This window comes from Mesorhizobium sp. B3-1-7 (genome assembly GCF_006439385.1).
Taxonomy (GTDB): Bacteria; Pseudomonadota; Alphaproteobacteria; order Rhizobiales; family Rhizobiaceae; genus Mesorhizobium.
In genome coordinates this window covers 99,678-120,001 of record NZ_VFTL01000017.1, presented here as the reverse complement: position 1 = coordinate 120,001, position 20,324 = coordinate 99,678, and the positions used below count along the sequence as shown (strand labels likewise).

21 protein-coding genes are annotated in these 20,324 nt (G+C 63.9%); 12 read left to right on the top strand and 9 right to left on the bottom strand.

Going from position 1 to position 20,324, the window contains the following annotated elements; all coding sequences use genetic code 11:
- The first annotated feature begins 1 nt into the window (after position 1).
- Entirely contained in the window at positions 2-379 is a 378-nt protein-coding gene (locus tag FJ417_RS16060; RefSeq protein ID WP_140784127.1) for a hypothetical protein, read from the top strand.
- Between the two features lie 17 nt (positions 380-396).
- Here the strand turns inward: FJ417_RS16060 and FJ417_RS16055 are convergent, their stop codons facing one another.
- Positions 397-807: a cupin domain-containing protein gene (locus FJ417_RS16055; protein ID WP_181177654.1), complete on the bottom strand. Its 411-nt coding sequence runs from the start codon at positions 805-807 to the stop codon at positions 397-399.
- A gap of 113 nt (positions 808-920) precedes the next feature.
- Here FJ417_RS16055 and FJ417_RS16050 point away from each other — a divergent pair, with 113 nt between their 5' ends.
- The 5 genes from FJ417_RS16050 to FJ417_RS16025 all read left to right on the top strand — a co-directional run bounded on the left by FJ417_RS16050 (position 921) and on the right by FJ417_RS16025 (position 5,749).
- Positions 921-1,712, top strand: a complete 792-nt coding sequence (locus FJ417_RS16050) for an ABC transporter ATP-binding protein (protein WP_140784126.1) — start codon at positions 921-923, stop codon at positions 1,710-1,712.
- A 392-nt stretch (positions 1,713-2,104) separates the two neighbouring features.
- Complete coding sequence (locus FJ417_RS16040; protein ID WP_140784125.1) at positions 2,105-2,983, top strand: ABC transporter permease; 879 nt, start codon at positions 2,105-2,107, stop codon at positions 2,981-2,983.
- The gene (locus tag FJ417_RS16035) at positions 2,980-4,134 is read left to right on the top strand and encodes an ABC transporter permease (protein WP_140784124.1); all 1,155 of its coding nucleotides are present in this window, start codon (positions 2,980-2,982) and stop codon (positions 4,132-4,134) included. The genes FJ417_RS16040 and FJ417_RS16035 overlap by 4 nt, the downstream gene beginning before the upstream one ends.
- A gap of 39 nt (positions 4,135-4,173) precedes the next feature.
- Positions 4,174-5,145 carry an ABC transporter substrate-binding protein gene (locus FJ417_RS16030; RefSeq protein WP_140657515.1) on the top strand — a complete coding sequence of 324 codons (972 nt, stop codon included), beginning with the start codon at positions 4,174-4,176 and terminating at the stop codon, positions 5,143-5,145.
- Between the two features lie 166 nt (positions 5,146-5,311).
- Complete coding sequence (locus FJ417_RS16025) at positions 5,312-5,749, top strand: CHRD domain-containing protein (RefSeq protein WP_140706426.1); 438 nt, start codon at positions 5,312-5,314, stop codon at positions 5,747-5,749.
- A 58-nt stretch (positions 5,750-5,807) separates the two neighbouring features.
- Here the strand turns inward: FJ417_RS16025 and FJ417_RS16020 are convergent, their stop codons facing one another.
- The 3 genes from FJ417_RS16020 to FJ417_RS16010 form a co-directional block, all read right to left on the bottom strand.
- Positions 5,808-7,457 (bottom strand): thiamine pyrophosphate-binding protein, encoded by a 1,650-nt coding sequence (locus tag FJ417_RS16020; protein ID WP_140784123.1) that lies wholly within the window; start codon positions 7,455-7,457, stop codon positions 5,808-5,810.
- Positions 7,454-8,626 (bottom strand): CaiB/BaiF CoA-transferase family protein, encoded by a 1,173-nt coding sequence (locus FJ417_RS16015; protein WP_140784122.1) that lies wholly within the window; start codon positions 8,624-8,626, stop codon positions 7,454-7,456. Before FJ417_RS16015 ends, FJ417_RS16020 begins: the two co-directional genes overlap by 4 nt.
- An 81-nt stretch (positions 8,627-8,707) precedes the next feature.
- Complete coding sequence (locus FJ417_RS16010) at positions 8,708-9,640, bottom strand: alpha/beta hydrolase (RefSeq protein ID WP_140784121.1); 933 nt, start codon at positions 9,638-9,640, stop codon at positions 8,708-8,710.
- A 249-nt stretch (positions 9,641-9,889) separates the two neighbouring features.
- Here FJ417_RS16010 and FJ417_RS16005 point away from each other — a divergent pair, with 249 nt between their 5' ends.
- On the top strand, positions 9,890-10,900 hold the full coding sequence (locus FJ417_RS16005; RefSeq protein WP_140784120.1) for a ribonuclease: 1,011 nt from the start codon (positions 9,890-9,892) through the stop codon (positions 10,898-10,900).
- 31 nt (positions 10,901-10,931) lie between these two features.
- Here the strand turns inward: FJ417_RS16005 and FJ417_RS16000 are convergent, their stop codons facing one another.
- Entirely contained in the window at positions 10,932-12,209 is a 1,278-nt protein-coding gene (locus tag FJ417_RS16000) for a GGDEF domain-containing protein (RefSeq protein ID WP_140784119.1), read from the bottom strand.
- A 264-nt stretch (positions 12,210-12,473) separates the two neighbouring features.
- On the opposite strand from FJ417_RS16000, the gene ettA reads away from it, so the two are divergent.
- The 4 genes from ettA to FJ417_RS15980 all read left to right on the top strand — a co-directional run bounded on the left by ettA (position 12,474) and on the right by FJ417_RS15980 (position 16,805).
- Positions 12,474-14,123, top strand: coding sequence for an energy-dependent translational throttle protein EttA (gene ettA / locus FJ417_RS15995; protein ID WP_140647586.1), 1,650 nt, complete (start codon positions 12,474-12,476; stop codon positions 14,121-14,123).
- Positions 14,124-14,163: 40 nt separating this feature from the next.
- Complete coding sequence (gene tam / locus FJ417_RS15990; RefSeq protein ID WP_140784118.1) at positions 14,164-14,931, top strand: trans-aconitate 2-methyltransferase; 768 nt, start codon at positions 14,164-14,166, stop codon at positions 14,929-14,931.
- A 230-nt stretch (positions 14,932-15,161) separates the two neighbouring features.
- A complete protein-coding gene (locus tag FJ417_RS15985) occupies positions 15,162-15,497 on the top strand; it encodes a hypothetical protein (RefSeq protein WP_140784117.1) in 336 nt (111 codons plus the stop codon).
- Between the two features lie 186 nt (positions 15,498-15,683).
- Positions 15,684-16,805, top strand: coding sequence for a beta-ketoacyl-ACP synthase III (locus tag FJ417_RS15980; RefSeq protein WP_140784116.1), 1,122 nt, complete (start codon positions 15,684-15,686; stop codon positions 16,803-16,805).
- A gap of 143 nt (positions 16,806-16,948) precedes the next feature.
- On the opposite strand, the gene FJ417_RS15975 is transcribed toward FJ417_RS15980, so the two are convergent.
- The gene (locus FJ417_RS15975; protein ID WP_140647582.1) at positions 16,949-17,515 is read right to left on the bottom strand and encodes an isoprenylcysteine carboxylmethyltransferase family protein; all 567 of its coding nucleotides are present in this window, start codon (positions 17,513-17,515) and stop codon (positions 16,949-16,951) included.
- Between the two features lie 180 nt (positions 17,516-17,695).
- On the opposite strand from FJ417_RS15975, the gene FJ417_RS15970 reads away from it, so the two are divergent.
- Positions 17,696-18,325, top strand: a complete 630-nt coding sequence (locus tag FJ417_RS15970; RefSeq protein WP_140784115.1) for an MOSC domain-containing protein — start codon at positions 17,696-17,698, stop codon at positions 18,323-18,325.
- A gap of 40 nt (positions 18,326-18,365) precedes the next feature.
- Here FJ417_RS15970 and FJ417_RS15965 read toward each other — a convergent pair whose 3' ends face one another.
- The 3 genes from FJ417_RS15965 to tsaA form a co-directional block, all read right to left on the bottom strand.
- Positions 18,366-19,208, bottom strand: a complete 843-nt coding sequence (locus tag FJ417_RS15965; RefSeq protein ID WP_140784114.1) for an SDR family oxidoreductase — start codon at positions 19,206-19,208, stop codon at positions 18,366-18,368.
- 268 nt (positions 19,209-19,476) lie between these two features.
- Positions 19,477-19,791, bottom strand: coding sequence for a DUF2293 domain-containing protein (locus FJ417_RS15960; RefSeq protein WP_140647578.1), 315 nt, complete (start codon positions 19,789-19,791; stop codon positions 19,477-19,479).
- On the bottom strand, positions 19,788-20,294 hold the full coding sequence (gene tsaA / locus FJ417_RS15955; protein WP_140784113.1) for a tRNA (N6-threonylcarbamoyladenosine(37)-N6)-methyltransferase TrmO: 507 nt from the start codon (positions 20,292-20,294) through the stop codon (positions 19,788-19,790). The genes FJ417_RS15960 and tsaA overlap by 4 nt, the downstream gene beginning before the upstream one ends.
- Between the last annotated feature and the right edge of the window lie 30 nt (positions 20,295-20,324).

Here is a 20,324-nt window from a genome sequence, read left to right as displayed (position 1 = left end):
CATGCGGGCTCCTTACCTGCTTCTGGCGGCGGCCGCGATGCTGGCCGCTGGCCATGCCCAGGCCGCGGGCATAGACCTGTCCAAGCCTTATGGCGACAAATATGGCTGCATCAACCGGAACGGCCAGGAAGTCGCCGCCGACCAGATGCTGCTTTTGACCGACAAGGAACTGATCACGGCGGCCAGCGCCTGCACCTTCAGCGACAGCCAAGCGCAGGCTGATGGATCGCTCGTCGTGACGGCAAAATGCGAGGCTGAAGGCGAAGAGGGACAGCCGCCGGCCAAGTTCACCATCCAGCGCAGCGCGAAGAACGCGAAGAAGCTGGTAGTGGCCGATGAAGACGGCAATGTGATGGGCGAAGTCGCGCGATGCAAGTAACGGCGGTCCCACCAGCCTCAGGCAACCAGAGCATCCAGTTCCGGCAGCAGGACGACGCTTTCCTGCTCGTTGGGATCGGTGCGGGCAATGACCGCCGAGGACGGGGCGTTGCTCAGATTGGCCGGCAGATGAGGCACTCCCGCCGGGATGTAGAACAGGTCGCCGGCCTTGACGACGATATGGTGCTCGAGCCGGTCGCCGTACCAGGTGTGGACTTCGCCCGAGAGCACATAGATGGCCGTCTCGTGGCTTTCATGCATATGCGCCTTGGCGCGGGCACCGGGCGGCATGGTGAGAAGATGCATGCAGATGCCGGACGAGCCGACGGTTTCGGCGGCGATGCCGGCGAAATAACTCAGCCCCTGCTTACCCTGATAGGTGCTTTCGGGGCGAACGAGATGACAGGTGGGTTTAGGCGACATCGGCAAGGCTCCGGGCGGCGTCGATCGGGTGGGACAGGACGAGTGGAAAGCAACGCTATCATAAAATCAACCGGATTGCGGACAGCGCGGCAGCGGCGGCGAAAGGCAGGCTGCGCCCAATGACCGAACAGCCGCCAACCGTCGTTTCGGCAAGCAAGCTCGGCCTCACCTTCCAGACCAATGACGGTCCGGTGCAGGCACTGTCCAATGTCGATCTGACCATCGGCAAGGGCGAATTCGTTTCCTTCATCGGCCCGTCGGGCTGCGGCAAGACCACCTTGCTGCGTGTTATCGCCGATCTGGAGAAGGCAACCTCGGGCGCGATCTCCGTCAATGGCATGACGCCAGAGCAGGCGCGCGAGAAACGCGCCTATGGCTATGTGTTCCAGGCGGCGGCTCTGTTCCCGTGGCGCACGATCGAGCGCAATGTGGCGCTGCCGCTGGAGATCATCGGTCTCTCCCAGGCCGAGCAGGCCGAGCGCATCAAGCGCACGATGGAACTGGTCAACCTCTCGGGCTTCGAGAAGAAATATCCCTGGCAGCTTTCCGGCGGCATGCAGCAGCGCGCCTCGATCGCACGCGCTCTCGCCTTCGATGCCGACCTGCTTTTGATGGACGAGCCGTTCGGCGCGCTGGACGAGATCGTGCGCGACCATCTGAACGAACAGCTTCTGGAACTATGGGAGCGCACCAACAAGACGATCTGCTTTGTCACCCATTCGATCCCCGAGGCTGTGTATCTCTCGACGCGCATCGTCGTGATGTCGCCGCGGCCCGGCCGCGTCACCGACATCATCGAATCGACGCTGCCGAGGAAGCGGCCGCTCGACATCCGCGAGACGCCGGAGTTTTTGGCGATTGCTGCCCGCGTGCGCGACGGCTTGAGGGCGGGGCACAGCTATGATGATTGAGGGGGACGAGTTTCCTCCTCTCCCCCTCGGGGAGAGGGTGGCCGGAGCGAAGCGGAGGTCGGATGAGGGGGCGCGCAACCGCGCCTTCGTCATCCTAGGGCGGAGCAGGCACGCCACCACGCATGTCAAGGAAGCCGGCCATCGCGATTTCGTCATCCTAGGGCGTAGCGACGCGAAGCGGAGCGCAGACCCTAGGATCCATTCCGTGACGCTGGTCGAAGGGTCAAAACGATGCAGAATGGCCGCTAAACGCCGCAGGGCGAAAGTTGCTTTGTTCCGCACCGTTGCGGAGCGGAGGGGTAACGGCATGGATCCTAGGGTCTGCGCCGCGTCGCTTCGCTCCTTGCTCCGCCCTAGGATGACGAAGGCGTGTGGCCCGCGAGGCGCCGTGAATGGATAGCTTCCGCTCGAAAGTCATCCCCGTCACCACCATCCTCGCCGGCGCGGTAATCCTCTGGTATGTCTTTGCCGTCATCCTCAACGCGCCGTTCCAGCGCGACCTCGACCGCCGAGCCAAGGAGACGCCCGGCACTGTCGAGTTTATCGGCAAGACGCTGTCGCAGCCGAAGCCGACGCTGCCGGCGCCGCACCAGGTGGCGGTGAATTTCTTCGAAAACACCTTTTTGCGATCCGTCACGTCGAACCGCAGCCTGGTCTACAACGCCTGGGTGACACTGTCCTCGACGCTGCTCGGCTTTGCCTTCGGCACAGCGCTCGGCATCCTGATTGCGGTGGGTATCGTGCATGTGGCGACGCTCGACCGCAGCCTGATGCCCTGGATCATCGCTTCGCAGACCATTCCGATCCTGGCGGTGGCGCCGATGATCATCGTGGTTCTGGCGGCAATCGGCATCACCGGCCTGATCCCCAAGGCGCTGATCTCGACCTATCTGTCGTTCTTCCCGGTGGCCGTCGGGATGGTGAAGGGCCTGCGCTCCCCCGAGCTCATGCATCTCGATCTTATGCATACCTATAACGCCAGCGCCTCGCAGACATTCTGGAAGCTGCGCGTGCCGGCCTCGGTGCCGTTCCTGTTTACCTCGATGAAGGTGGCGGTGGCGGCAAGCCTTGTCGGGGCCATCGTCGGCGAACTGCCGACCGGAGCGGTCGCCGGCATCGGCGCCAAGCTGCTCGCCGGCGCCTATTACAGCCAGACCATCGATATCTGGTCAGCCCTGGTCGCGGGCTCGATCGTCGCGGCACTGCTGGTGATGGTCGTCGGCATTGCCGGACGCCTCGTCGACCGGGCCATGGGCGGGAGGCCGGCATGAGCTGGTTGAAACCGTCCTGGCAACCGGTGCTGGCGATGGCGCTGTGCCTCATCGCCTTCGCGCTCGGCGCAATGTCGAAGCCCGAAGCAGCCGCGCTGGCGGAGCCGGCCGCAACGCTGGCCTATCCCTATATGGGCGCGAAAGGGCTGATCATCGGGCTGTTGCTCGTCGCTGCACTGGTCTCGATGGTGAGGCTCACGCCGATCGTTGAAGCTATCCTGCTGTTCGTCGGCGCCCATGCCGCAGCCTGGCTTTTGATCAAGGGCATAGCCGGTTTCGAAGGCACCGCGCTGGCGCCGTATTTCCTGTTGCTTGCCGCCGCCTGGTTGCTTGCCTGGCGCTGTGTCGCCTTGCTGTCGTCGCTACGCCCCACGCAGGGCTGGGCGAAGACTGCGCTGCGCCTGATCATCCCGGCGATCTTCGGCGCCTGGATCCTGATCATCTGGGAGGCGGTGACGCGCGGTGCCGGCATCCCCTTCATTCTTTTGCCGCCGCCGAGCGCCATCGGCGCGCGGATCGCCAACTCACTGCCGATCCTGGGATCGGACGTGCGCCAGACGATCTTCAAGGCGGTGCTGATCGGCTATGTCGTCGGCAATCTCGCCGGCTTCACCGTCGCTATCCTGGCCGACCGTGTGCCGTTCCTGCGGCGCGGCCTGCTGCCGATCGGGAATATGGTTTCGGCGCTGCCGATCATCGGCGTGGCGCCGATCATGGTCATGTGGTTTGGCTTCGACTGGCCGTCCAAGGCCGCGGTCGTCATCATCATGACCTTCTTCCCGATGCTGGTGAACACGGTCGCCGGGCTGGCCGCATCCGGGCATATGGAACGCGACCTGATGCGCACTTATGCATCGGGCTATTGGCCGACCTTGCGCAAGCTCAGGCTGCCGGCCGCAATGCCGTTCATCTTCAATGCGCTGAAGATCAACTCGACGCTGGCGCTGATCGGCGCCATCGTCGCGGAGTTCTTCGGTACGCCCGTGGTCGGCATGGGATTCCGCATCTCGACGGAAGTCGGGCGGATGAACATCGACATGGTGTGGGCCGAAATCGCAGTTGCAGCACTTGCGGGTTCGGTCTTTTATGGCGTGGTCGCTCTCATCGAGAGAGCCGTCACGTTTTGGCATCCCTCTGTCCGAGGTGGATAGGGGCGGTGGGTTTGGGTGCTAACTTCAGAGGGTAATAACATGAAAAGACTGCTGATTTCTGCTTTGGCCGGCGCCATGTCGCTGGCCGCCTTCCAGGCGATGGCCGCCGACAAGGTGACACTGCAGCTGAAATGGGTCACGCAGGCCCAGTTCGCCGGCTACTATGTTGCCAAGGCCAAGGGCTTCTATGACGCTGAAGGCCTCGACGTCGACATCAAGCCGGGCGGCCCGGACATTGCGCCCGAGCAGGTGATCGCCGGCGGCGGCGCCGACGTCATCGTCGACTGGATGGGCGGGGCGCTCGCGGCCCGCGACAAGGGCGTGATGCTCGTCAACATCGCCCAGCCGTTCAAGAAGGCGGGCATGGAACTGGTCTGCCCCAAGGATGGACCGATCAAGACGGAAGCCGACTTCAAGGGCCACACGCTCGGCGTCTGGTTCTTCGGCAACGAATATCCGTTCTACGCCTGGATGAACAAGATCGGCCTCAAGACCGATGGCGGCCCGGACGGCGTCACCGTGCTCAAGCAGAGCTTCGACGTGCAGCCGCTGATCCAGAAGCAGGCCGACTGCATCTCGGTGATGACCTATAACGAATACGGCCAGGTGCTGGACGCCGGCTACAAGCCGGAAGACCTCACCGTCTTCAACTACTCCGCCATGGGCAACGACCTGTTGGAGGACGGGCTCTACACGCTCGAGGACAAGCTCAAGGATCCGGCCTTCGAGGACAAGATGGTGCGCTTCGTGCGCGCCTCGATGAAGGGTTGGAAATACGCCACGGAGAACACCGACGAGGCGGCCGGAATCGTCGTCGATGCCGGCGGCCAGGACGAGAACCACCAGAAGTTCATGATGAAGGAAGTGGCCAAGCTGATCGACAATGCCGACGGCAAGCTGATCCCGGCCGCTTACGAGCGCACCGCCAAGGCGCTGCTCGACCAGAAGATCATCAGCAAGGAGGCGAGCGGCGCCTACACGACCGCGATCACCGACAAGGCGATCAAGTAGGCTCCGTTCTCGACGCGGAAGCTGGAAAGGGGCGGGCGACCGCCCCTTTTTCTTTGGTCGCGGTAAAATAATTGTGTGTGTGGATACATCCGGGCACCCAACCGTTGCATCGATGCATCCGCGCGTCGGGGAGCCGTGCAGGATGCTGCAACCAACGGAGGTTCTCATGCGCATCCTATCCGTGCCGATGCTTTCGGCTTTAGCCGTCTCGACCGCCTTTCTCCTCGCATCGCCGGCCATGGCCGAGACGATGAAGTTCAAGGCGACGCTCGACGGCAGCCAGCAGAGCCCGCCCGTGACCACCAAGGGCAAGGGAACCGCCACATTCACCTTCGACAGCACAAGCAAGAAGCTCAGCTGGAATGTCAAATATTCCGGCCTCAGCGGACCTGCCGTGGCCGCCCACATCCACGGACCGGCGGACATGGGCGCGAACGCGGATCCGGTGATCCCGTTCAAGAAGCTGAAGAGCCCGATCAAGGGGTCGGCGACGCTGACCGACGCGCAGGCAGCCGACCTCGAGGCCGGCAAATACTATGTCAACGTCCACACCGCCAAGAACAAGGACGGCGAGATCCGCGGCCAGATCGAGAAGGCGATGTGAAGACGAAAAAGGGGCGGTTTAGCGCCCCTTTTGTCGTGCAGCCGGCAGAAAGGCTGCCTCAGCTCTTCTCACGGATTTGCGTCAGCGTGCGGGTCGGCGTGATCGCCTCGGGATCGAGCTTGATCTCGACGATCGCCGGCTTGCCGCTGGCGCGCGCGCGCTCGAAGGCGGGCGCGAAGTCGGCGGTCCTTTCGACCGTTTCGCCATGGCCGCCATAGGCGCGGGCCAGCGCCGCGAAGTCGGGGTTCTTGAGGTCTGTGGCGACGACGCGGCTTGGATATTCCCGCTCCTGATGCATGCGGATCGTGCCGTAAATGCCGTTGTTGACGACGATCACGATGATCGGCAGGTCATATTGGATAGCCGTCGCGAACTCCTGGCCGTTCATCAGGAAGCAGCCGTCGCCGGCGAAGGCAACCACGGTACGATCCGGAAACAGCGATTTGGCGGCGACCGCGGCCGGCGTGCCGTAGCCCATCGAGCCGGACGTGGGCGCCGCCTGCGTGCCGAAGCGGCGGGAGCGGTAGAAGCGATGCACCCAGGTGGCGTAGTTGCCGGCGCCGTTGGTGAGGATGGCATCCTCCGGCAGAACCTTTCCCAGATAGTCTATGATCGGGCCCATCTGGACGGCGCCCGGACCGGTTTGGGGGGGCGTTGACCATTCGAGATAGGCGGCGTGCGCATTTTCCGTCTCGGCCGCCCAGGTGGGCGTGGCCGTTGGCCTGCGCTTGGCGAAAGCCTCGACGAAGGCGGCGGGCGAAGCGTTGATCGCCACTGTCGGCCGGTAGACGCGGCCGAGTTCGCCGGCATCGGCATGGACATGCACCAGCGCCTGGTCGGGGTAGGGGCTCTTCAGCAGCGTGTAGTCGGAAGACGGCATCTCGCCCAGGCGGCCACCGAGCAAGAGCACGACATCGGCCTGCTTGATCCGCTCCGCCAGCTTCGGATTGATGCCGATGCCGACATCGCCGGCGTAGTTCGGATGGAGATGGTCGAACAGCATCTGGCGGCGGAAGGAGCAGCCGACCGGCAGCGACCAGGTCTCGGCGATCGTGCGCATATGCGCCACGGCTTCCTCGTTCCAGCGCGTGCCGCCCAGAATGACGAAAGGACGCTTGGCATTGCTCAGCAACATCTCCAGCGCATCGAGCTCGGCCTCGCCTGGACGCGTCTCGACAGGCGTGTGCGGCAGCGCTTCCGGAGCCTCGACCTCGCTGGTCAGCATGTCTTCCGGCAGCGAGATGACCACAGGGCCCGGACGGCCGGAGGTCGCGACCGCGAAGGCGCGGGTGACGAATTCGGGGATGCGCGCGGCATCGTCGATCTCGACCACCCATTTGGCGATGTCGCCGAAGAAGCGCTTGTAGTCGACCTCCTGGAACGCCTCGCGCTCCTTGGCGTGGCTGGCGACCTGGCCGATGAACAGGATCATCGGCACCGAATCCTGCATGGCGATGTGGACGCCGGCCGAGGCATTGGTGGCGCCGGGGCCGCGGGTGACGAAGCAGATGCCGGCCTTGCCGGTCAGCCGTCCCTGGCAGTCGGCCATCATCGCGGCGCCGCCTTCCTGGCGGCAGACGATGGTGCGGATCGAAGAGTCATGCAGCGCGTCGAGCACCGCGAGATAGGATTCGCCCGGAACGCAGAAGATGCGGTCGGTGCCGTTGGCTTCCAGCGCCTCGACGATCAGTTGTCCGCCGGTCTTCATTTTGCTCTCTCCAGTTCGGCAAGGATTTCGTCCGTGTGCTCGCCAAGGCGCGGCGAAGGGCGCTCATAGACGAGCGGCGTGCCCGACATAACCATCGGCGCGCGCACAGAGGGCAGGCGATTGCCGTGGCCGTCGTCGAGGTCGAGCCGCATGCCGCGCGCGATGGTCTGCGGATCGGCGAACATCTGGCCGATCGTATTGATCGGGCTCGCCGGCACGCCGGCCGCCTCGAGCTTCGCCAGCAGCGGATCGCGGTCGAGCGCCGCCAGCGCCTCGACGATCCGCTCGCGCAGCTTCACGCGGTTGGCGACGCGGGCAGGGTTGGTGGCGAAATCAGGATTGGCGGGCAGATCGGCGATGCCGACGGCGGCGCAGAACTTGCCGAACTGCCCGTCATTGCCGACCGCGAGGATGATGTGGCCGTCCCTCACCGGCAGGACTTCGTAGGGGGCGATGTTCATATGCGCATTCCCCATCTGCACCGGCGACTTGCCCGAGACCAGATAGTTGAGGTTCTGGTTGCCGAGCGCCGAAATCTGGCTGTCGTAGAGCGCCATGTCGACATGCTGGCCCTCGCCGGTCTTTTCGGCATGGCGAAGTGCTGCCTGGATGGCGATCACCGAATAGAGGCCGGTGAAGAGATCCGAGATGGCGACGCCGGCCTTCTGCGGCTCACGGCCGGGCTCGCCGGTAATCGACATCATGCCGGCCATGGCCTGGATGATGAAATCGTAGCCGGCGCGTGGCGCGTAGGGACCGTCCTGGCCAAAGCCGGTGATCGAGCAATAGACAAGCCGCGGATTGATCGCCTTCAGGCTTTCGTAGCCGAGGCCGTATTTCTTCAGGCCGCCGAGCTTGAAGTTCTCGATCAGCACGTCGGCCGTGGCGATCAGCCTGCGCAGCGTCTCGGCACCCTCGGGCTTGGAGAAATCGACGGCGATAGAGCGTTTGCCGCGATTGCAGGAGTGATAATAAGCGGCCGAAAGGTTCTCGCCGTCATGGCTCATGACGAAGGGCGGACCCCATTTGCGGGTATCGTCGCCCCCGTCAGGGCTCTCGACCTTGATGACATCGGCGCCGAGATCGGCCAGCAATTGCCCGGCCCAGGGACCGGCCAGGATGCGGGCAAGTTCGATAACGCGGATGCCTTTCAGAGGAGGGGCGGTCATGGATCACCGTGTTCTAACGAAACGCAGGCTCTAGCAACACGCACCGGCCGTGTCACGACCCATACGATAGGCCACGCCGGATCAGGATTTCAGCACGCCGTCGGCCCAAGCGGCGAAATCATTCATGACGGAGTCGCGGTTGATCTCGTTCAGGCTTTCATGGCGGGTTTCCGGATAAACCTTTGAAACCAGATTCGAAAAGCCCAATGCCCGCATGCGCTTTGCCAGGTGATGGACGGCCTTGCCGTAGTCCGACGCGGGGTCCTTCTCGCCGCCGACGAGGTTGACGAAGAGATCGCGGCGGACGCCGGCAAAGCTCTGGTCCTTGCCGCCATGAAGCGCCATGGTGACCACATCGCGCCACATCGAGACCGACGCATCCCAGCCGCAGAGCGGATCGGCGACATATTTGTCGACCTCGACCGGGTCGCGCGACAGCCAGTCGAACAAGGTCCGGTGATTGGGCACCGCCTTGCCCCAGGCCTGGAAGGTGAGCTTGGGCAAACGGCGAGACGGCAAGTCGGAACCCAGCCGCATCCGCTCCCAGCCGAGGATGAGCAGCGCCAATTGCCCGAGCAGGCCTTGCGAGAAATTGCCGTTCCAGATCGCGGCGGCATGGACACGCTCGGAGTGGCTCAGGACGAAGTTCAGCGCGACCGAGGCGCCGAGCGAATGGCCGAAGATGATGACCGGCAATCCCGGATGCTCGGCCGCGATCAGGTCGTGAACGGTATCGACGTCGGCGATCACCTTGGCGATGCCGTCGCTGTCGGCGAATTTGCCGAGCGGCGCGCCGGGAGCCTTGGTCGCGCCATGGCCACGATGGTCGTGGGCATAGACGTGGAATCCGCGCGGCCCCAGGAAATCGGCAAAGCGGGCGTAACGCGCGGCATGCTCGGCCAGGCCATGGTTGATCTGGACCACGGCGCGCGGATTTCCGGCGGCTTCTTTCACATAAAGGTTGAGCTCGGCCCCCGTCGGTGAGGCCAGCCTCATCTGCTTGTCGAATGGCATTGTCTTGCTCCCTCGACGACTGTTGAGCGAGGGCTTTGCCGACGTCAAGTGGACGAGCGCGCCTGACGATATGCTTACGTCGGCAATCCGTCACATCGCCAAGGCGATCGGGCAGCTTGCGGGCGCGCGGATTGCAAGCGCTCAGCTGGGGATAGTTTTTTCGCGCGACGAAAAAGATCGCAATTCTGACACGTCGGCTGTTCTAGTGTGACGAATCCAATACGGTTCAATGATCGCCGGGAGAACGGGATGCGGGTTTGGGCGTTGTGGGGTTCGATGGTGCTGGCTTTCGCCGGTGTCGGGGTGGCGCATGCCGACGTGAAGATGAGCGACACCTTCGTGGCCGACAGCGCCTGTCCGGCGACGCAGGCCATCAAGAGTGGCAAGAACCCCGGCAATGTCTCGACCGAGGCCGGCAAGAGCTACGAGCTGCTTGCCGGCAACAAGGACGAGCCCACGCACTACCTCATCCAGGTGCCGGGTGCCGATCCCGAGCGGCGCTGGGTGAAGATCAGTTGCGGCCATGTCACCGGCGGCGGCGCGTCGGTCACGCCGGCGCCTTCCGGCCAGACCAAGCCATCATCGTCTGCCTCCGGGAAACCCGAATATGTCTTTGCGCTGAGCTGGCAGCCGGCTTTCTGCGAGACCAAGGCGAGCAAGCCCGAATGCAAGGCACAGAGCCCGAGCGAGTTCGATGCCTCGCATTTCACGCTGCATGGGCTGTGGCCGCAGCCGAACGGCAATTTCTATTGCCAGGTCTCGGCGAGCGACAAGGCCAATGACAATCCGTCGCATTGGGCAGACCTGCCACCGGTCGATCTCGACGCAAAGACGCGTGCCGAGCTCGACCAGGTGATGCCGGGCACGGCTTCCAAGCTCGAGCGCCACGAATGGATCAAGCATGGTACTTGCTACGGCAAGAGCCAGCAGGACTATTTCTCCGACGCGCTCAACCTGATGCGGGCGGTGAACGCCTCGCCGGTGCGCGACCTCTTCAACAAGAACATCGGCAAGCAATTGACCTCGGACCAGATCCGCGGCGCCTTCAACGAAGCGTTCGGTCCCGGCGCAGGCGACCGCGTGCGCGTGTCCTGCCTTGTCGACCCGTCGAGTGGGCGGCGCCTGATCGGCGAGATCACGCTCGGCCTATCCGGCCCGGTCGGTCCCGACAGCAAGCTCACCGATCTCTTGATGGCCTCCGCGCCGACAGCCAAGGCCGGTTGCCCGAAGGGCGCGGTCGACGCGATCGGATTCCAGTAGGCGGGAATTCCTGGGTCCAGGCCGATCTTGGTTAGGCTGACCTTGGGGCCGCCTGCAGGATGATCGCCTCGCTGCCGGGCTCGCCGACCACACGGTCGCGGCCGCTCAGCTTGGCCTTATAGAGGCGCTGGTCGGCCAGCGCGAAGATGTCGCCGAGGCAGCGCGTCGTCTCGCCGACGGTGGAGACGCCGGCACTCACGGTGATGTTGAAGCGGTTGGTGCGTGCCGAGGTCTTGGTGGCGTTCCTGATGGTCTCGCCGAGCAGCCTGGCGGGCGCGTGCGACTGTTGCGTCAGCACGGCGAACTCCTCGCCCCCGATCCGGAACACCTGATCGTTGCCGCCGACGGTCTCGGCCAGCAGCACAGCCATCGATTTCAGCACCTTATCGCCCTCGGCATGGCCGAAGCGGTCGTTGATCGACTTGAAATGATCGACGTCGACGATGAGCAGGCTGAGCGGCTTGCCGATCCTGATGGCGGCCGAGACGGCGGACTCGCCGTCGGCGTCGAAACTGCCCCGATGCAGCAGGCCGGTGAGGCCGTCGCGGCCGACATATTTGATCAGCGCTTCATAGCGCTCGCGATAGGTGAGCGTGTCGAAGATGTCGGAGAGGCCGCGCGGAACGGCGATGTCGCTGTCCTCGACCCATTTGAGATAGGCGACGAGCATGCCGCTATAGGCAAATGCGGCGCCCATCTTGGCGAACCAGCCGCCGAAGAAGACCTCGATCGGCGCGCCGGCGACGAAATGCAGCGCGGTGAAGAAGCCGGTCTGGTCGAAGGTGAGCACGCAGGCGACCGATGCGAGGATGCGCAAGAACGGCCTCGCGCGCAGATAGGCGCCGAGCTTCTCGTAGAGCAGGATGATCAGGATGGCGTCGACGAACAGCAACGAGGTGCCCCACACCATCAGCCAGCCCATCTCGTCGATGAAGCCGATGTTGGGCATTCTGCCGTCGGGAAGCGGCGAAACGGCGTGCAGGCGCAGGATCAGCACCAGGCCGATCATCAAGGCGTTGCCGAGCAAAAGGCCGTAGATCGGCTGGCGGACCGTCGCGGCATCCTCCTTCATGTAGAGCAGAAGCAGCATGACCAGCTTGCCGGAAAACAGCACGGCTGAACCTGGCGAGACCAGGCCAAAGGGCAGCGCGACATAGAAGACGCTGGCGAGATAGGTCTCGAGGAAATGCATGACGCCGAGCGCGCAGATGAACACGCCAAGGCCAATGCGGCGCCGGAAGCGGAAAAGCGTGACCATGGCGCCGAAATACAGAACCGCTTCGGCAAGGAGCAGGACACCGTTCAGCACGTCGTCGATCCGATCTTCCCCGAAACCGCGGCACGGCCGCGATTTCCCAACCTATTAGCGTTTTGAAGGCGAATGATTAACCACTGATTTCACGCTATGGCCGGCGGCGGCGAAAAGCTGGGGGCGGAGTCGGGAGCGCAAACCGGCGAATGCGCACCGTTTGGCCGCCGGCGTGCCGAAAGCGATTGCCGTTCGTCGCTTCATCGCCTACATAGCGCGCAACCCCCATTCACCTTGACACTTCAGTTTCCAGGGAAAGCGCGCGTGGCTCGCCAGTTCATCTATCACATGTCAGGCCTGTCGAAGGCCTATGGCACCAAGAAGGTGCTCGATAACGTTCACCTGTCCTTCTATCCGGACGCCAAGATCGGCATTCTCGGCCCCAACGGCTCGGGCAAGTCGACGATCCTGCGCATCATGGCCGGGCTCGACAAGGAGTTCCAGGGCGAGGCGTGGCTGGCCGAGGGCGCAACCGTCGGCTATCTCCCTCAGGAGCCGCAACTCGATCCAAACAAGACCGTGATGGAAAACGTCATGGAAGGCGTCGCCAGGAAGACGGCCATCATCGAGCGTTACAACGAACTGATGATGAACTATTCCGACGAGACGGCCGATGAGTCGGCCAAGCTCCAGGACGAGATGGATCGCCTGAACCTGTGGGACCTCGAGCAGCAGGTCGAGATGGCGATGGACGCGCTGCAGTGCCCGCCAGGCGATTCCGAGGTGACGAACCTTTCAGGCGGCGAGCGCCGCCGCGTCGCGCTTTGCCAGCTTCTGTTGCGCCAGCCGGATCTGCTGCTGCTCGACGAACCGACCAACCATCTCGACGCCGAGACCACGGCGTGGCTGGAAAAGCACCTGCGCGATTATCCGGGCTCGGTGCTGATCATCACCCACGACCGCTACTTCCTGGACAACGTGACCGGCTGGATCCTCGAGCTCGATCGCGGCCGCGGCATTCCCTACGAGGGCAACTACACCAAATATCTCGACGCCAAGGCCAAGCGCCTGATCCAGGAAGGCCGCGAGGACGACGCCCGCCAGAAGTCGATCTGGCGCGAGCGCGAGTGGATCCAGTCCTCGCCCAAGGCGCGTCAGACCAAGTCCAAGGCGCGTATCAAGGCCTATGAGGAGTTGGTCGAGCAGTCGCAGAACCGCAAGCCGACCGACACGCAGATCGTCATCCCGTCGAGCGAGCGCCTGGGCAACGTCGTCATCGAGGTCGAAGGCCTCAACAAGGGCTTCGGCGACGAGCTTTTGATCGAGAACCTGTCGTTCAGGCTGCCGCCGGGCGGTATCGTCGGCGTCATCGGCCCGAACGGCGCCGGCAAGACGACGCTGTTCAAGACCTTCACCGGTCAGGAAAAGCCGGATGCGGGCACCGTGCGCATCGGCGAGACGGTCAAGCTCGGCTATGTCGACCAGAGCCGCGACGCGCTCGATGGCAGCAAAACCGTATGGGAAGAAATTTCCGGCGGCGCCGAAATCATCAAGCTCGGCAAGCACGAGATCAACAGCCGCGCCTATTGCTCGTCGTTCAACTTCCGTGGCGGCGACCAACAGCAGAAGGTCGGCAACCTGTCGGGCGGCCAGCGCAACCGCGTGCATCTGGCCAAGATGCTGAAAGGCGGCGGCAATGTTCTGCTGCTCGACGAGCCGACCAACGACCTCGACACCGAAACGCTGGGTGCGCTGGAAGACGCGCTCGAGGCCTATGCCGGTTGCGCCGTCATCATCAGCCACGATCGCATGTTCCTTGATCGTATGGCGACCCACATGCTGGCCTTCGAGGGCAACGCGCATGTCGAATGGTTCGAAGGCAATTTCGAGGAGTATGAGAAGGACAAGCTGCGCCGCCTGGGCGCCGAAGCGGCGGCCCCGCACCGCATGACGCACAAGCGCCTGACGCGGTAGGATCAGTCCCCAAGGGCGGCGAACAAAGCAAGGTTCTCACATGGCTGACTGGTCCGCCGTCCAATATCTGAAGTTCGAGGATGAGCGCACGCGGCCCGCGCGGGATCTGGCGGCGCAAGTGCCGGTCGATTTTCCGCGCCGCGTCGTCGATATCGGCTGTGGCCCCGGCAACTCCACAGAGCTTCTGGTCGAGCGCTGGCCGGATGCTCAAGTCAACGGCTTTGACACCTCGCCCGACATGATCGAGAAGGCGAGGGCGCGGCTGCCCAATGTCAATTTCGAGCTGGCCGACGCCGCCCGATGGCAGCCCGCGCATCCCGTCGACGTCATCTTCGCCAATGCCGTCTTCCAGTGGCTGCCGGAGCATCCGGCGGTGTTCCAGCGGCTGATGGGGCTTCTGGCGCCGGGCGGCGCCCTGGCCGTCCAGATGCCGGACAATCTCGGCGAAGCCTCGCACCAGCTGATGCGCGAGACCGCTACCGAAGTGCCGTTCGCGGCCAAGCTGAAGGGCGCCGCGCGCGGGCCGCTGCCGCCGGTGTCTTTCTACTACGATCTTTTGTCGCCGCTCGCCGACCGGCTCGACATCTGGCACACGATCTACAACCATCCGCTGGCCGATGCCGAAGCGATCGTCGAATGGGTCAAGTCGACCGGGTTGAAGCCCTTCCTCGATCCGCTCGAAGCGGATGAGAAGAAGCTGTTTCTCGACAGCTACACCGCCAAGATCGCCAAGGCCTATCCGAAGACGGCGAACGGCAAGGTGCTGCTGCGCTTCCCGCGGATCTTCATCGTCGCCAAACGCGCTTAGGGTGTGTTGATATTCAGGTGATGCCGGCCTGCAAATGGCGGTTTCCTGCGCTTCCGGTGCTCACGTACTTCAAGTACGCTCCGCTCCGGTTCTCGGAAGCCACCATTTTCGACTCGGCCTGACCTGAATCTCAACACCCCTCGCTCGCCCGCTCTTTGACCGGTTTGCGCCGTCATGCGCATTTCATCGATGTGGACCATGGTCCTTCGTCCACGGGGTAGGGGTAAGCGATGACACTGGGCAAGATGACGCTCGCAACCAGCGTGTGCGTGGCTGCGGTGGTTCTTCTTTCAACGGCAGCCGAGGCCAAGCCGGCACGCTGCTTCACCACGGATGACGGCTATTATCCCTGCAACTACAAGGCTTTGGACGGCGAGGGCAGTTTCCGCATCTCGGCGCCGGGCTATCCCACGATCACGCTTGAAATCGACCAGCCGGGCTTTGCCTTCGGCTATGCCAGGTTCGGCAGCCGCAACCGATCGCTGCCGGGGCAGTTCGTGCGCAGCCGCGACGACGGCGCCTGCTGGAACAATCCGCAGACCAACACCAAGCTTTGCGCCTGGTGAACGCCCTCGCGGATTTGTGGGGTCACGAGTTTAAGCTGGCATAAACCGGCCAAATGCGACAAGGGTTGCGCCGGGCCATTTCCGCGCCCACATCAAAGCCGCAAGGCCCGCGCCATTTGTTTCAACGCAATTCCGGACGGAAAACCGGTTCCCACTTTTCCTGGAATTGCTCTAGACGGATTGGACATGCATCGCGTCATCATCAGCGGCATCGGCGCCGAAATCCCTGAACCCGTCATCACCAATGAAGAGCTGGTCGAAAGCTTCAACAGCTGGGTCGACACCGAGAATGCGCGCCGCGCCGACACCGGCGAACCGCTTTTGCAGAAATCGGACAGCGACTTCATCGTGCACGCCTCGGGTGTGAAGAGCCGCCATGTCGTCGAGCGCGAGGGCATCCTCGATCCGACCCGCATGTCGCCGCGCATTCCGGCACGGCCGGACGACGCGCTGTCATTGGAGGCGGAGTTCGGCATCGCCTCGGCCAGGAAGGCGCTTGCCCATGCCGGGGTCGACGGATCGGACATCGATCTGGTGATCTGCTCGGCCTCGCATCACCAGCGGCCCTATCCGGCCATCGCGATCGAGATGCAGGAGGCGCTTGGCACCAAGGGCGCCGGCTTCGACATGGGGCTTGGCTGCTCTTCCGCCGCGGCGGCGCTGCATGTCGCCGTCAACCTGGTGAGAGCGGGGGCGCACAAGCGCATCCTGGTGTCGACGCCCGAGATCATCACGGGCCATCTCAACTTCCGCGACCGGCAGACGCATTTCATCTTCGGCGACGCCTCGGTCGCCATGGTCGTCGAGGGACTGGCGCAGGGCGAAAAGCGGCCGGGGCGTTTCGAGGTGCTCGACACGCGCACCTGGACGCAGATGTCGAACAACATCCGTACCAATCTCGGCTACCACACGCGCACGGCCCAGGACGATCCCTACATGATCAACCTGGAAGGCAACCTGATCAAGCAGGTCGGCAACAAGGTGTTCAAGGAAGTCACCGTCGCCGGCCAGAAATTCATCGTCGAATTCCTGGCCGAGCACGGGCTGACGCCGGACGGCATCCGCCGCTTCTGGCTGCATCAGGCCAATGCGCGCATGAATGCGATGATTCTGAAACTGTCCTTCGGCCACGACGTCGACCATGACCGCGCGCCGATGGTGCTGGAGCGGCTCGGCAACACCGCCGGCGCCGGCGCGATCGTGGCGCTGTCGGAGAACCATGCCGACATGAAGGCCGGCGATTTCGGCCTGATCTGCGCCTTCGGCGCCGGCTATTCGATCGGCGGCGCGTTGCTGCGCATGCTTTGAGGATGTGTTGAAATTCAGATCAGGCCGAGTCGAAAACATCGGGTTTCGAGAACCGGAGCGGAGCGTACTTAAAGTACGTGAGCACCGGAAGCGCAGGAACCCGTTGTTTGCAGACCGGGCTCATCTGAATGTCAGCACATCCTTCAGGCCGGCGCGAACGGTACCAGCATCGGCACGCGCCTGGCGTAATCGTCATAGGCCGGGCCGAGCTCGCCGCGCAGGAAGCTCTCTTCCAGCCTCGCCTTGACGACGACGCCGACGAGCAACAGGGCGGCGCCGGCAATGCCCCAGACCGTGCCCTTGACCGCCATGGTGGCGAGGACGGACAGCAGCAGTCCGGTATAGATCGGATGGCGGACCAGGCCATAGGGGCCGGTATCGACGACGCGATGATCGGCCTTGGCGGTGACGTTGGCCGACCACAGCCGGCCGAGATGCAGCCGTGCCCACCAGGCGAAGGCGATGCCGATGGCGATCAGGGCAACGCAGATCCAGGCTCCGGCGAGCGTCGGCGTCCAGAGCCGCAGCCGGCCGACATAGCCGTGCGCCGGCACGAACAGCAGGACGGTACCGGCCAGCCAAAGGACCCGGTAGCGTGCCTCCGACTTGAGATCCGCGCGCTTTTGCGCGGGGTCGGCCCAGGACGCGGCAAGAAGCCAGGAAACCAGCCAGAACAGCCAGAGTGCGGCGACAGCTTGTCCAACCTGCATGATCGAACCTTCCCGATTGCGCGCGTGACCGTCCATGCAGCCGTCGCGGCAGCATCGCGGCTTGCGGCGACTGGCGAAAGGGATTTGCGGTAAGAAAATCGTGATCACCATCAAGCGGCGTGATCGGATCATCAGCGCTTTCGACTGGACCGCATTCTTCGGCACCATTAGACCAGCGGCATGCAGGAAACGAACCTGGAACTTTTTCCCGTAGCGGAACCGGCGGTCGACATCGTGCCGGGCCGCAAGCTGACGGCAAAGGCAGCGGCGCTCTATGCCGCTCCGCACGATCATTTCGAAACGAGTGCGGTCGAGGAGTTGCGGCTCGGCTTCGACGGTATCGCGGGCGACTTCCATGGCGGAACGACGCGGCGTTCCGGCGGACGCGAGCCCTGGTACCCGCGCGGCACCGAGATGCGCAACGAGCGGCAATTGTCGCTTGTGGCCGCGGACGAGCTCGCCATCATCGCGCAACGCATGGGGCTCGAGGAGATCAAGCCGGAGTGGATCGGCGCCAATCTTGTGGTCGAGGGCGTGCCGCAGCTTTCGATGCTGTCGGCCGGCTCGTTGCTGTTCTTCAAGGGCGGGGTGACGCTCAAGGTCGACGGGCAGAACAAGCCCTGCCGCGTTGCCGGACAGTCGATCGCCGAGCATGTCGGCGCCGCCGATCACAATGCCACCGCGCTGCTCTTTCCCAGGGAGGCGAAACGGCTGCGCGGCCTTGTCGCCTGGGTCGAGAAGCCGGGCGTCATAAGAGCTGGCGAAGAGATTTCCATCCGGGTGCCCGAGCAGTGGATCTATCAGGCCTGAACAAAGAGGCCGCGCCGCTCTCGCGGCGCGGCGTTCCCGGTTAGGCCGCCTTGCGGTTCTTGTTGGCGCCCTGCGCCATTACCGAGACGTGATCCCATTTCTCCCAAGTGGCGATGCGGTTGGCATATTCCTGCCGGATCATCGGCAGTCCGCCGTCGCCGAAGAAGACCCTGAGCGGCGGCTCGGCGGCATCGACGATCGCCAGCATCGCCGGGCCGGTCGCTTGCGGATCGCCAGCGACGGAACGGCTGCGGCGCTCGGCCATCGCTGCGCGGACCGGCTCATAGGCGTCCAACGGCTTGGAGACCCTGGCCGACGGCCCGGCCCAGTCCGTGGAGAAGCCGCCCGGCTCGACAAGGGTGACGTGGATGCCGAACTCCGCGACTTCGAGGCTGAGCGACTGACTGAAGGCTTCCAGCGCCCATTTCGAGGCGTGGTAAAGGCCGATCGAGGCGAAGGCGTTGACGCCGCCGATCGAGGATATCTGGATGATGTGGCCGGAGCGCTGCGCCCGCATGATGGGCAGCGCGGCTTGCGTCACCCAAAGCGCGCCGAAGACGTTGGTCTCGATCTGGTCGCGCGCTTCCTGCTCGGTGACTTCCTCGATGGCGCCGAAATGGCCGTAGCCTGCATTGTTGATGACGACGTCGAGCCGGCCGAAACGCTTGTGCGCTTCGGAAATCGCGGCGTCGACAGCTTGCTTGTCGGTGACGTCGAGCTTTATGGCGGCGATCTTGTCGCCATATTCCTCGACGAGATCGGCGAGCGAGCCGGCATCGCGCGCGGTGGCGGCGACGTGGTCGCCACGGGCGAGCGCGGCCTCGGCCCAGACGCGGCCAAAACCCTTCGACGATCCGGTGATGAACCAAACCTTATCAGTCATGATCTGTGATCCTTGCCCCTGGAGCCGTGCGGCGCTCTCAGGATCGCCGAGCCACTCCAAGTCGTTGTTTTTGTGTAATTCCGGGCGGAAACCGCTGCGCGCTTTCCCTGGAATTGCTGTGGTGACGGTGTATTCCGGATGCAAACGGAGGATGCTCCGTTTGCTGCATGTACGGCGCCTTGGGCGTTTTTCCAGAGGCGCTGCCGGATTTATTTGGCGGCAGGGTCAGGGATAGAGCACGATCAGACGTCCGGTGATCGCGCCGACCTCACTCGTCCTCGTCGTCTTCCTCGAGCAGGCGCGTTGCCCGCCAGCGGGTCAGCACCATATTGGTCTGCTCGATGACGAAGAAGCGCGCCGAATCCCGATCATAGCCTTCGGCCAGAAGCTTTTCGTAATCGGTGTGGACATGGCGGATATGGGCGATGGCGGCCAGCCACACCGCGATCGTCGGCGGCAAGCTCTTCATATGCACCGAACCGGCGTCGGCGCGGATCTTTTCCATGTCGGCGTAAGGGGCGAGCGGCAACAGTGCGGTCAGCGCCTTGGCAATCGCGCGGCGGCGGCCGGTGGGGGCGCTCATTTCTCGTCGCGCCCGGCGATGGTCGCCTCGGGGAACGCATCGGTCGAGGCGTAGTAGGGCTTGATGTCGATGACCGGCGTGCCGTCGAGCACATCGATGGCGTCGATCTCGATCCGGCCGGCCTGGATGTCGAAAGCGACGAGCTTCGCCACATGCAGGCCGACAGGGTTCGGCCGGGCAGGGGAACGCAGCGAGAAAACGCCTTTCGGTTCAGCCGCATGGCGCGGTTTTTGCACAATCAGATTCCGCGGCGCGTGATGGAGCCAGGACAGGATGACGATGTGGCTGGCGCGTTCCAGGTTTTGCAGCCCCGGGCGATAGGGCTCGTCGATCAGGATTGTCGCGGGCCGCCTGGTTTCGCGGGCGGCGCGCATGTTCTTCGGGCACTCCTTGCGGACCGCCCAGGGCGAGACAATGCGGCCGATGAAGACGACATGACCGTCCGGCCGCAGCTCCGCCGGGTCGGCCGCAAGAAGTGTTTCGCCTTGGCGCGTCTCAAACATCCTGTTCATCCCGCGGAAGAGCCGCTTGCC

Excerpts from the sequence above, each read along its gene's own strand:
- FJ417_RS16060 (WP_140784127.1), top strand. The coding sequence starts at position 2 with ATGCGGGCTCCTTACCTGCTTCTGGCGGCGGCCGCGATGCTGGCCGCT.
- FJ417_RS16050 (WP_140784126.1), top strand. The coding sequence starts at position 921 with ATGACCGAACAGCCGCCAACCGTCGTTTCGGCAAGCAAGCTCGGCCTC.
- FJ417_RS16040 (WP_140784125.1), top strand. The coding sequence starts at position 2,105 with ATGGATAGCTTCCGCTCGAAAGTCATCCCCGTCACCACCATCCTCGCC.
- FJ417_RS16035 (WP_140784124.1), top strand. The coding sequence starts at position 2,980 with ATGAGCTGGTTGAAACCGTCCTGGCAACCGGTGCTGGCGATGGCGCTG.
- FJ417_RS16030 (WP_140657515.1), top strand. The coding sequence starts at position 4,174 with ATGAAAAGACTGCTGATTTCTGCTTTGGCCGGCGCCATGTCGCTGGCC.
- FJ417_RS16025 (WP_140706426.1), top strand. The coding sequence starts at position 5,312 with ATGCGCATCCTATCCGTGCCGATGCTTTCGGCTTTAGCCGTCTCGACC.
- FJ417_RS16020 (WP_140784123.1), bottom strand. The coding sequence starts at position 7,457 with ATGAAGACCGGCGGACAACTGATCGTCGAGGCGCTGGAAGCCAACGGC.
- FJ417_RS16015 (WP_140784122.1), bottom strand. The coding sequence starts at position 8,626 with ATGACCGCCCCTCCTCTGAAAGGCATCCGCGTTATCGAACTTGCCCGC.
- FJ417_RS16010 (WP_140784121.1), bottom strand. The coding sequence starts at position 9,640 with ATGCCATTCGACAAGCAGATGAGGCTGGCCTCACCGACGGGGGCCGAG.
- FJ417_RS16005 (WP_140784120.1), top strand. The coding sequence starts at position 9,890 with ATGCGGGTTTGGGCGTTGTGGGGTTCGATGGTGCTGGCTTTCGCCGGT.
- tam (WP_140784118.1), top strand. The coding sequence starts at position 14,164 with ATGGCTGACTGGTCCGCCGTCCAATATCTGAAGTTCGAGGATGAGCGC.
- FJ417_RS15985 (WP_140784117.1), top strand. The coding sequence starts at position 15,162 with ATGACACTGGGCAAGATGACGCTCGCAACCAGCGTGTGCGTGGCTGCG.
- FJ417_RS15980 (WP_140784116.1), top strand. The coding sequence starts at position 15,684 with ATGCATCGCGTCATCATCAGCGGCATCGGCGCCGAAATCCCTGAACCC.
- FJ417_RS15975 (WP_140647582.1), bottom strand. The coding sequence starts at position 17,515 with ATGCAGGTTGGACAAGCTGTCGCCGCACTCTGGCTGTTCTGGCTGGTT.
- FJ417_RS15970 (WP_140784115.1), top strand. The coding sequence starts at position 17,696 with ATGCAGGAAACGAACCTGGAACTTTTTCCCGTAGCGGAACCGGCGGTC.
- FJ417_RS15965 (WP_140784114.1), bottom strand. The coding sequence starts at position 19,208 with ATGACTGATAAGGTTTGGTTCATCACCGGATCGTCGAAGGGTTTTGGC.
- FJ417_RS15960 (WP_140647578.1), bottom strand. The coding sequence starts at position 19,791 with ATGAGCGCCCCCACCGGCCGCCGCCGCGCGATTGCCAAGGCGCTGACC.
- tsaA (WP_140784113.1), bottom strand. The coding sequence starts at position 20,294 with ATGTTTGAGACGCGCCAAGGCGAAACACTTCTTGCGGCCGACCCGGCG.